The sequence below is a fragment of the Kineosphaera limosa NBRC 100340 genome, from assembly GCF_000298215.1.
GTDB lineage: Bacteria > Actinomycetota > Actinomycetes > Actinomycetales > Dermatophilaceae > Kineosphaera > Kineosphaera limosa.
This window is the reverse complement of record NZ_BAHD01000041.1, coordinates 1-9,733: the sequence shown is the minus strand read 5'-3', so window position 1 is coordinate 9,733 and position 9,733 is coordinate 1. Positions and strand designations below refer to the sequence as shown.

Below are 9,733 nucleotides of genomic sequence, written 5' to 3'. Positions count from 1 at the left end.
GAATGGTGCCGTGCACGGCGTCCTGCCAGATGACGGCTTTGAGGCCACCGAAGATCGTCTTCAGCGTCAGCATCACCCACGCGATGAAGATCGCCAGCGTGACGTCGATATTCGCGGTGACATTGAGGATCAACGCGACCGAAACGAACTGCATACCGGTGATCGCGCAGTACGCCGTGAGCACCGAAACGGTGGTCGGCAGGCGCGCCGCGGAGCCGAACCGGTGCGCGGTGAAGTCGCCGATCGTCACGTAGTTATTGCGCGACCCGAGCACCCGGATGCGCTTGACGAAGAACACCGCCATGACGACGCTGGCGACGAAGATCGCGATGTTGAACCACTGCTGACCCATGCCGAGGCTGTAGCCGTTGGTCATGATGCCCAGCAGCAGCGACCCTCCGATCGCCGTGCCGACGTAGGTGAGGATCAGCGGAAACAGCCCGACATTGCGGGAGGCGACGTTGTAATCGTCGTACGTGTGAATCTTCGTCATCCCGATCCACACGGAGACGAGGATGAGAAAGACGAAGTAGCTGATCGTGATGGTGCCGAGCACCATCTGCTGTCCGGCGTCGTACATGCCTGGCTCCTGTCGTGGAGGGCCGTCCGGGGCCTGTCGGGGTCTGTTTGAGGGCCTGAGTAAGGCCCGGTCTCGAGCCCGACTCGAGCCCTATCCGGGGCTCGGTAAAGGTCTCACCGTAGCCGCGAAGCCCCGACAAGCCGACGCCTTATGTCCGAATAGCGAGCTGTGGGCCTACCCAATCCGCCCGGACCGGACACCCACGCGGCCTGGCTCAGGACGTTCGTTGCGGGCTCGCGCTTCCTTGCGGGCCCGGCGATGCGCGGTCGCGTTCTGGCCGTCGTGGTCGAAGGTGACGTCGACGTTCTGGAACCCCTTGAGCGACTGGGTCTGCACGAGGTGGGTGTACGCCACCTGGTCGGCGACCGTGAGGTCGACCCGGTCGGTCATCGGAGTCAGCAGCGCCCGCGGGTAGAGGCGCCGAGCCAGCACGACGTTGAGTTCGAGGCTGAACACCAGGGCCATCGCGGCAATATAGAGCCACATGACAAGCCCGAGGACGATGCCGAAGACCCCCTCGGCGGCACCGGCGCGCCCGATCGCCATCTGCACGATCGACGCGCCGCCGGCCTGCAGCGCCTGCCACAACACCGCAGCCAGCACCGCCCCCGGGAGTACCTGGCGCACCGAGACCTGCGCGGCGGTGCCGAACCGGAAGATGACGACGAACAGCAACGCCGAAATGACGAGCGAGCCGCCGAGCGCGATGGACTGGAAGTACCCGGAGAGCCGCAGAAATCCCGCGAGCGCGCCCCCGACCTGCGACAGGATCGTCGTGCCGAAAACGAACAGGCCCAGCACGCACAGCAGCCCGACGCTGCGCAGGCGCAACACCACCGGATTCGGTCGCTGGTTGCGGCGCACGTTCCACGCGACATTCAGTGCGTTCTGCACCGCGGAGGCGACGGCGATCGCACCGTAGAGCGCGGTCAGGCCACCGATGGTCACGGCGACAAAGCTGCCGGAGAGTTCCTGCGCCCGGATCTGTCCGCCGATGACCGGCAACTGCGCCATCGCCGTCTCCAAAATCGCCTCCCGCAACTCCGGATCGTTGTCGAGCACGAATCCCAGAATCGAGGTAAGCAAGAGGAACAACGGGAAGATGGAGATGAAGCCGTAGAAGGCGATGAGTGCGGCGAGGTAGACGCCCTGGTCGTCGAGGAACTTGTAGATGACCGCGACCGGCACCCCGAGGACCGGGTGGCGGCGTTGGAAGCCGTCGAGGCGTCGGTGGATGGACACGGTTCGGCTCCCCTCGGCGCCAGTCTGGTTGGGTCGCCGTCATTCTGGCAGAGCGGGCGACCGGCTCCCGGGCGCCGGGCTGGCAACGGGCTGAACCGTTGCAGCAGTCGGCTCGCGGAGCGTGATCGGCGGGGTCAGCAGTGGGCTCAGCGGTGGGCGGATCGGCCGGATCGCTGCGGCGTAGGCTCGGTGCGTGCCTGAGTCAGCCTCCGACAACGCCGCCGACGCGCTGCGCGTCGCGGCCGACATCCGGCCCCTGCGTGCCCCGCGTGATGCCGGTGACCGCTGCCCCGGGGCGCTGCGGCTGCACCAGGCCGCCGACGGACCCCTGGCGCGGGTGCGGCTACCTGGCGGCCTGCTGACGCTCGACCAGGTCGACGCGCTGGCGAACGCCGCCATCGAGACCGCCCAGCCGCAGCTGCACCTGACCGCCCGCGGCAACACCGAGTTGCGCGGCGTGCGCGACCCTGAGGCACTGACCGCCCGACTCGACGCGGCCGGCCTGCTGCCGGCCGCCAGCCACGAGCGGGTGCGCAACGTCGTCATCTCCCCGATGGCCGGACTGGACAAGGAGGGCCACTGGCCCGCCGGCCCGGCGGCTGCCGAGCTGGCGGACGCGCCGCAGATCGTGCGGGAACTCGACGCCGCAATCGTCGCGGAGCCCCGGCTTGCCGGACTGTCGGGTCGTTTTCTCTTCGGCATCGACGACGGCCGCGGCGACATCCTCGCCCTCCAGCCCGACGTCGCCGCGGTGCTGCTCGATGAGGATCAACCTGCTGACGGGGGCGATCGTGCTGATGGGGGCGTCGCGCCGCTGGCGCGCATTCTCTTGGGTGCCGGAGGCGACGGGCCTACGGTGCGGCTGCCCGATGTGCCGGCTGCGCTCGTGGCCGCGGCGCTGGCGTTCCTGGAGGTCGCCGACGAGCAGACCGCGGGCGCGGCGTGGCGCGTCGACGACCTGCCCGATCGCGGTGCCGCGGCCGCGGCGCTGCGAGCTGCTGTCGAGCGAGCCGCACCGACGTACGACGCCACCGCTCCCACTCCGGACCCCGCGCCCGGCGTCGGACCACCGCCGGGGCTCCACTTCAACCCGCACGGCTCGGTGACGGTGCGGGTCACGCTCCCCCTCGGGTCCGCCTCCGCCGAGGCGTGGTTCACCGCTGCAGAGTGCGCGCGCGCCGGTGACGGGCTCGTGCGCACGACACCCTGGCGCGGGCTCGTCATCGCCGGGCTGTCCCCCGACGACGCCGTCGATGCCTTCGGGCGGTTCGACACCCTCGGACTCGCCGTCGATCCCGGAGATCCCTGGGTCCGGCTCGGAGCCTGCACTGGCCTGCCCGGCTGCGCCTCCGCGATCGCCGACGTGCGCGCCGACGCCACCCGCCTGCACGCCCAAATCGTCCGATCGCTGCTGGCAGACGGCACGCAGGAGGAGCTGCTCGGCGAACGAGAGGAGCACCTCCGGCAACTGCCGCTGTACGTATCCGGCTGCGAGCGCCGCTGCGGGCATCCCCGCACCGACCACGTGGAGGCGGTCGCCACCGTTCCTGACGACGGCGGCGCCCCCGTCTACCAGGTCCGCCGCACCGGCTCCCCCGACCCGGGCCCCACCCCCCTCCCGCCGAAAGTCATACTTTGCGGCGAGATCCACAGTTCTTTCTCTGAACGTCGCCGCAAGGTATGACTTTCGGCGGGAGCACCCTTGAGGAGCAGCGCATGACCCCGGCGACGAGCCGCTACGACTACATCACCGACGGCGCGAAGATCTACGAGCGCTCGTTCGCGACGATCCGCGCGGAGGCCGACCTGTCCGGCTACGACGCCGACGAGGAGCGGGTCGCGGTGCGGATGATCCACGCGGCCGGCGAGATCGACCTCACCCGCGACATCGCGTTCTCCCCCGGCGCGGTCGCCGCGGGCATGGCGGCGCTGCGGGCCGGCGCGCCGATCCTCACGGACGTGCAGATGGTCGCCTCCGGGGTCACCCGCAAGCGTCTGCCCGCCGACAACGAGGTGATCTGCCTGCTCTCGGACCCGCGGGTCCCGCAGCTGGCCGCCGACCTGGGCACGACCCGCACCGCTGCCGCCGTCGAGCTGTGGCGCGAGCGGCTCGACGGGGCCGTCGTGGCGATCGGCAACGCGCCGACCGCGTTGTTTCACCTGCTCGACCGGCTGCACGAGTGGGAGCAGCGGCCCGCGGTGATCCTCGGCATCCCCGTCGGCTTCATCGGCGCCGCCGAGTCGAAGGAGGCGCTGGCCGGCAACGACCTCGACCTGCGCTCGATCGTCGTGCACGGCCGCCGCGGCGGCTCGGCCATCACGTGCGGCGCCATCAACGCCATCTCCAGCACGCAGGAGTGACGCGATGAGTACACCCGGCACGCTCGTCGGCGTCGGCGTGGGCCCCGGCGACCCCGACCTGCTCACCCTGGCCGCCGCCAAGGCGATCGCTGAGGCGGATGTCGTGGCGTTCCACTCCGCGCGGCACGGCCGGTCGGTCGCGCGCGGCATCGTCGCCAAGCACCTGCGGCCCGACCACATCGAAGTCCACCTCGTCTACCCGGTGACGACCGAGACCAGCGAGCACCCCGGCGGCTACGCGGGGGCGATGGCCGACTTCTACGACGAGGCCACCGAGCGGCTCGCCGAGCACCTGGCCGCGGGGCAAACCGTGGCGCTGCTCGCGGAGGGCGATCCGTTCGTCCACTCCTCGCACCAGCACCTGCACTCCCGGCTCGCCGGGCGTTTTCCGACCCGCGTCATCCCCGGCATCAGTTCGATCACCGCCGCCGGTGCCTCGCTGGGCCGCCCCCTCGTCGAGGCGACCGAGACCCTCGCCGTGCTGCCCGGCACCCTGCCCGAGGAGGAGCTCGCCGCCCGTCTCGGAGAGGCCGACACCGCCGTCGTCATGAAGCTCGGCCGCACCTTCGGCCGGGTCCGCGACGCGCTCGTGCGCGCCGGACGGTGGGAGGAGGCGTGGTACGTCGAGCGGGCGAGCACCCCTGACGAGCGGGTGCTGCCGGCCAGCGAAGTCGACCCCGAACAGGTGCCGTACTTCTCCCTGCTCGTCGTGCCCTCGCGCGTCGGCGACCCGGCGAGCAAGCGCGACCCCTCCCCCGCGGCCACAACGGCCGACGACTCCGCGGCTAAAGAGACCGGCACTGAGGAGACCGGCGCTGAGGAGACCGGCACTGAGGGGGCCCCCGCTGAACCGACCATGGGTGAGGTGACGGTCGTGGGGCTCGGGCCGGCCGGCCCGCTGTGGCTGACCCCCGAAGCCAAGGCCGCCCTGTCGGCCGCAACCGACCTCGTCGGGTACACGACCTACGTGCGGCGGGTGCCGCTGCGCCCCGGGCAGGTGGCGCACGACTCGGACAACAAGGTGGAGTCCGAGCGCGCCGAGTTCGCCCTCGACCTCGCCCGCCGTGGGCACCGGGTCGCGGTCGTCTCCTCCGGCGACCCGGGCGTCTTCGCCATGGCGTCGGCCGTCTTGGAGGTCGCGTGCGAGCCCGAGTACGCACACGTTCCTGTGCGGGTTCTGCCGGGCGTCACCGCAGCTCACGCCGCGGCCTCCCGCGTCGGCGCCCCCTTGGGGCACGACTACGCGACGATCTCCCTCTCCGACCGGCTCAAGCCGTTCGAGGTCGTGCGGCAGCGGGTGCGCGCCACCGCGCAGGCCGACCTCGCGATCGCCCTGTACAACCCGGCGAGCAAGGAGCGCACCTGGCAGGTCGGGGTCGTGCGCGACGACCTGCTGGCCATCCGCGATCCGCAGACGCCGGTCATCGTCGCCCGCGCGGTCGGTGCGCCCGACGAGCGGGTGAGCGTCACGACGCTGGGCGAGCTCGATCCCGGCGTCGTCGATATGCGGACGCTGCTCATCATCGGCTCCAGCCAGACGCTCATCGCCCAGCGCGGCGCCGACGCAGCCGATAGCGTCGTCTACACCCCCCGCCGCTATCCCGACCTCGCCACCGACCCTTCGACCGACGCCCAGGCCGACGCGCCGACGGACACACAGGCTGACGCGCCGACGGACGCACAGGCTGACGCGCCGATCGAGCAGACCGCCGGAGCCGGCCCGACCCAGTAGTCCGGGCACCCCGGCATGGCTCCGCGGCAACTCGGAGCTTCGCGCGACGGTGACCGCGGTGGACGAACCCGAATCAGGAGGCCGATTCGCATGACCCAGCACCTTCGGATGCGCGCCGCGCACAGCGTGCTCGTGCTCGTGGACTACCAGGAGCGGCTCATGCCGGCGATGACCGGCGGCGCGGAGGCCGTGCGGCGGGCCGCGTTCCTCGCCCAGGTCGCCTCCCAACTGGACATCCCCGCGGTACTGACCGCACAGAATCCTGGGCGACTCGGCCCGAACGACGGGGCGATCAGCGCGCACCTGGCCGACCCCGGACTGGTCGTGGAGAAGATGGCGTTCGGAGCCTGCGAGGGCGGGCTCGACGACACCCTCGCCCGGTACTGGGACGGGCCGAACACCGACCGGGCGATCGTCGTCGCGGGCTGCGAAGCCCACGTCTGCCTGCTGCAGACCGCGCTGGGGCTCTTGGAGGCCGGGCGGCAAGTGTTCGTCGTGGCCGACGCGAGCGCCTCCCGGCACGTGCACGACAAGGAGTTGGCGATGGCGCGGCTGCGGCAGGCCGGGGCGATTGTCGTCTCCGCCGAGATGGTCGCGTTCGAGTGGCTCGGCACCGCCGAACACCCGCAGTTCAAGGCCGTCTCCAAGCTCGTCAAGGAACTCTGAGCTCGCCCGCACACATCTCGCCCGCCGACAGCTCGCCCGTCGACATACGGTGGGAACCATGACGACCCGCACCGAACGCGACAGCATGGGCGACATCGAGGTCGCCACCGACCGCTACTGGGGCGCGCAGACCCAACGCAGCCTCGGCAACTTCGACATCGGCCGCGACACCTTCGTCTGGGGGCCGGCGATGGTCAAGGCCCTGGGCATCCTCAAGTTGGCCGCGGCCCGCGCGAACGCCGGGCTCGGCGAGTTCGGCCCCGACAGCTCCGCCCACCTGACCGACGAGCAGCTCGCGGCGGTCGAACAGGCCGCCGGTGAGGTCGCCCAAGGCGCGCTGACCGACCACTTCCCGCTCGTCGTGTTCCAGACCGGCAGCGGCACCCAGTCGAACATGAACACCAACGAGGTCGTCTCCAACCGGGCCATCGAGATCCTCGGCGGGCAACTCGGCTCCAAGACCCCGGTGCACCCCAACGACCACATCAACCGCGGCCAGTCCAGCAACGACACCTTTCCCACGGCCATGCACATCGCCGTCGCGGTCGAGCTGCACCAGCGGCTCTACCCCGGCGTCCAGCAGCTGCGCGACACCCTCGCGGCCAAGGCGGAGGAGTTCGCCGACGTCGTCAAGGTCGGGCGCACCCACCTGCAGGACGCGACCCCGGTGACCCTCGGGCAGGAGATCGGCGGCTGGGTCGCACAGCTCGACGCCGCGCTGGCAGGGGTTCGGCACGCGGAGCAGGGCGTGCTGGAGCTGGCGATCGGCGGCACCGCGGTCGGTACCGGGCTCAACGCCCATCCCGAGTTCGGACGCACCTGCGCGGCGCAGATCGCCAAGATCACGGGGCTGGACTTCCATCAAGCGCCGAACCTGTTCGCCGCTCTGTCGGCGCACGACGCCCTGGTCGCGCTGTCGGCGACGCTGCGCACCCTGACCACCGCGCTGATGAAGATCGCCAACGACGTCCGCTGGCTGGCCTCCGGGCCGCGCAACGGCATCGGCGAAATCACGATCCCGGAGAACGAGCCGGGCTCGAGCATCATGCCGGGCAAGGTCAATCCGACCCAGTGCGAGGCGATGACGATGGTGTGCACCCGGGTCTTCGGCAACGACGCGACCGTGGGTTTCGCCGGGTCGCAGGGCAACTTCGAGCTCAACGTCTACAAGCCGGTGATGTCGCATGCGGTGCTGGAGTCGATCCGCCTCATCGCCGACGCGTGCGTCTCCTTCGACGAGCACTGCGCGGTCGGCATCGAGCCGAACACCGAACGCATCGAGGCGAACCTCGCGTCCAACCTCATGCTCGTCACCGCACTGAACCGGCACATCGGCTACGACAAGGCCGCTGCGATCGCCAAGAAAGCCCACAAGGAGGGCAGCACCCTGCGCGAGGCCGCCCTCGCCTCCGGGGTGAACGGCGACGACTTCGACGCCTGGGTCGTGCCGGCCGACATGACGGGCCGTTGAGCCGGAGGCGCCAGCTCCCGGTGCCTGCGCGTCAGCGCTGGCTGAGCCGCACGACGACAGCGACGAGGGCCGTCAGCGCCGCAAGGCCGAACAACGCCCAGCTGAGCAGCAGCAAGAGCCCCGCACCGATGTTGGCGCCGACCACCTCCTCGTCGCGCAGCGACCATTCGCCCAGCCCCCACACCACGGCTCCGGCGAGCGCCAACACCCCCGCGAACGCCGCCGGCCACCGCCACCCCCTCGACACGCCGCGGGCGGCACCACCCTCCCCGGGCGCCTCTGATCTGGTCATGGGGCGAATCTACGTGCGCCCGAGCATGGCGGCGAGAGTCGAACTACTCAGCTCGCAGGGCCTGCGCGGCGGCGTGACCCTCGGCCCCTGGGCGGGCAGGATGCGGGTATGCGCGACGACGTGGCCGCCGAGCTCATCGCCCGCGAACCGATCCTGCACCTACGTCAGTTCGTCCACGACGAGCCGTCCCTGGCCGCCGTCACCGCCCCGGACTTCTGGGAGGTCGGCGCGTCGGGCCGCGCCTACACCCGCGACGTCGTGCGCGAGGAGGTGCTGCGTCGCCTGGCCACCCAAGAGCACGACAACCTGGTGACGCAGGGCTGGACGACCCACGGGCACCGACTGCGCGAGCTGGCTCCCGGCGTGCACCTGCTGACGTACGTACTCGATCAGGCCGGACGCCGGAGCCGACGCGCGACGATCTGGGAGCGCACGCCCGAGTCGTGGCGCATGATCTACCACCAGGGAACCCTCACGGCGGAATCCGCCGAACCAGAAGGAGCACCGTGATGACTGGCACCGACCGATCCGCCCTGCCCGAGCTGCCCGAGGACTGGGAGCGCGCGCTCGTCGTGGTCGCGCACCCCGACGACATCGAGTACGGCACCGCGGCCGCGGTGGCGCGGTGGACGGCCGACGGCAAGACCGTCACCTACCTGCTGGCGACGTACGGGGAGGCCGGGATCGACGGTCTGCACCCCGGCGAGTGCGCGCAGGTCCGCGCCCAGGAGGAGCGGGACGGCGCGGCCGAGGTCGGCGTGGATGTCGTCGAGTTCCTCGGCCACACCGACGGGGTCGTCGAATACGGGCTGCCGCTGCGGCGCGACATCGCGCGGGAGGTGCGGATCCGCCGCCCCGACGTCGTCATCGGCCTCACGCACCACGAGCGATTCGGCGGCGGCGGCACCAATCAGGCCGATCACCGGGCCGTCGGTCAGGCGCTGATCGACGGGGCGCGCGACGCGGGCAACCGGTGGATCTTCACCGATCTCGTCGACGACGGGCTGGAGCCCTGGTCGGGGGTGCGGTTCGCGGCGATGACCGCCTCGGCCACCCCGACGCACGCCCTCGACGTGTCCGAGTACTTCGAGCAGGCAGTGGCCTCGCTCGAGGCGCACGCCCAATACCTCGAGGGTCTTGACGACGACTACCCCGCGCCGCGGGAGCTGCTGACGGGCATCCTGCGCGGCGGCGCCCAGGCCGCCGGCTGGGATGTCGAGTACGCCGTAGCGTTCGAAGTCTACGGCTTCTAGCCCAAGCCCCGCGGTCCCCCGGCTCCCCCGACGGTCCCCGGGCTCCCCCGACGGTCCCCGGCTCCTCCGACCGTCCCCGGCTCCTCCGACCGTCCCCGGCTCCTCCGACAGTCGCGGTCCCTGCCGACCGGCGCGG

10 protein-coding genes are annotated in these 9,733 nt (G+C 71.2%); 7 read left to right on the top strand and 3 right to left on the bottom strand.

The window, feature by feature from the left end:
* Both KILIM_RS12625 and KILIM_RS12620 read right to left on the bottom strand, forming a co-directional pair.
* Positions 1–580, bottom strand: a 580-nt coding sequence (locus KILIM_RS12625; protein WP_006593088.1) for a sodium:solute symporter family transporter, incomplete at its 3' end; no start/stop codon positions are given.
* A gap of 174 nt (positions 581–754) precedes the next feature.
* Complete coding sequence (locus KILIM_RS12620) at positions 755–1,822, bottom strand: YihY/virulence factor BrkB family protein (RefSeq protein WP_006593087.1); 1,068 nt, start codon at positions 1,820–1,822, stop codon at positions 755–757.
* A 193-nt stretch (positions 1,823–2,015) separates the two neighbouring features.
* Between KILIM_RS12620 and KILIM_RS12615 the strand changes: the two genes are divergently transcribed.
* From KILIM_RS12615 to fumC, 5 genes are all read left to right on the top strand, one after another.
* Positions 2,016–3,506 carry a ferredoxin-like domain-containing protein gene (locus KILIM_RS12615; protein WP_006593086.1) on the top strand — a complete coding sequence of 497 codons (1,491 nt, stop codon included), beginning with the start codon at positions 2,016–2,018 and terminating at the stop codon, positions 3,504–3,506.
* 32 nt (positions 3,507–3,538) lie between these two features.
* Entirely contained in the window at positions 3,539–4,183 is a 645-nt protein-coding gene (locus KILIM_RS12610; RefSeq protein WP_040563271.1) for a precorrin-8X methylmutase, read from the top strand.
* 4 nt (positions 4,184–4,187) lie between these two features.
* Positions 4,188–5,915 carry a precorrin-2 C(20)-methyltransferase gene (locus tag KILIM_RS12605; RefSeq protein WP_006593084.1) on the top strand — a complete coding sequence of 576 codons (1,728 nt, stop codon included), beginning with the start codon at positions 4,188–4,190 and terminating at the stop codon, positions 5,913–5,915.
* A 90-nt stretch (positions 5,916–6,005) separates the two neighbouring features.
* Positions 6,006–6,581, top strand: a complete 576-nt coding sequence (locus KILIM_RS12600) for an isochorismatase family protein (protein ID WP_006593083.1) — start codon at positions 6,006–6,008, stop codon at positions 6,579–6,581.
* 58 nt (positions 6,582–6,639) lie between these two features.
* Positions 6,640–8,052 carry a class II fumarate hydratase gene (gene fumC / locus KILIM_RS12595; RefSeq protein ID WP_006593082.1) on the top strand — a complete coding sequence of 471 codons (1,413 nt, stop codon included), beginning with the start codon at positions 6,640–6,642 and terminating at the stop codon, positions 8,050–8,052.
* A 31-nt stretch (positions 8,053–8,083) separates the two neighbouring features.
* On the opposite strand, the gene KILIM_RS24045 is transcribed toward fumC, so the two are convergent.
* The gene (locus tag KILIM_RS24045; protein ID WP_006593081.1) at positions 8,084–8,344 is read right to left on the bottom strand and encodes a hypothetical protein; all 261 of its coding nucleotides are present in this window, start codon (positions 8,342–8,344) and stop codon (positions 8,084–8,086) included.
* A 108-nt stretch (positions 8,345–8,452) separates the two neighbouring features.
* Here KILIM_RS24045 and KILIM_RS12590 point away from each other — a divergent pair, with 108 nt between their 5' ends.
* Positions 8,453–8,854 carry a nuclear transport factor 2 family protein gene (locus KILIM_RS12590; protein WP_006593080.1) on the top strand — a complete coding sequence of 134 codons (402 nt, stop codon included), beginning with the start codon at positions 8,453–8,455 and terminating at the stop codon, positions 8,852–8,854.
* Complete coding sequence (locus KILIM_RS12585; RefSeq protein ID WP_006593079.1) at positions 8,854–9,597, top strand: PIG-L deacetylase family protein; 744 nt, start codon at positions 8,854–8,856, stop codon at positions 9,595–9,597. Before KILIM_RS12590 ends, KILIM_RS12585 begins: the two co-directional genes overlap by 1 nt.
* Positions 9,598–9,733 lie beyond the last annotated feature (136 nt).

What these genes read in the sequence shown, in the direction of transcription:
- KILIM_RS24045 (WP_006593081.1), bottom strand. Translation starts at nt 8,344, where the DNA reads ATGACCAGATCAGAGGCGCCCGGGGAGGGTGGTGCCGCCCGCGGCGTG.
- fumC (WP_006593082.1), top strand. Translation starts at nt 6,640, where the DNA reads ATGACGACCCGCACCGAACGCGACAGCATGGGCGACATCGAGGTCGCC.
- KILIM_RS12600 (WP_006593083.1), top strand. Translation starts at nt 6,006, where the DNA reads ATGACCCAGCACCTTCGGATGCGCGCCGCGCACAGCGTGCTCGTGCTC.
- KILIM_RS12610 (WP_040563271.1), top strand. Translation starts at nt 3,539, where the DNA reads ATGACCCCGGCGACGAGCCGCTACGACTACATCACCGACGGCGCGAAG.
- KILIM_RS12605 (WP_006593084.1), top strand. Translation starts at nt 4,188, where the DNA reads ATGAGTACACCCGGCACGCTCGTCGGCGTCGGCGTGGGCCCCGGCGAC.
- KILIM_RS12590 (WP_006593080.1), top strand. Translation starts at nt 8,453, where the DNA reads ATGCGCGACGACGTGGCCGCCGAGCTCATCGCCCGCGAACCGATCCTG.
- KILIM_RS12585 (WP_006593079.1), top strand. Translation starts at nt 8,854, where the DNA reads ATGACTGGCACCGACCGATCCGCCCTGCCCGAGCTGCCCGAGGACTGG.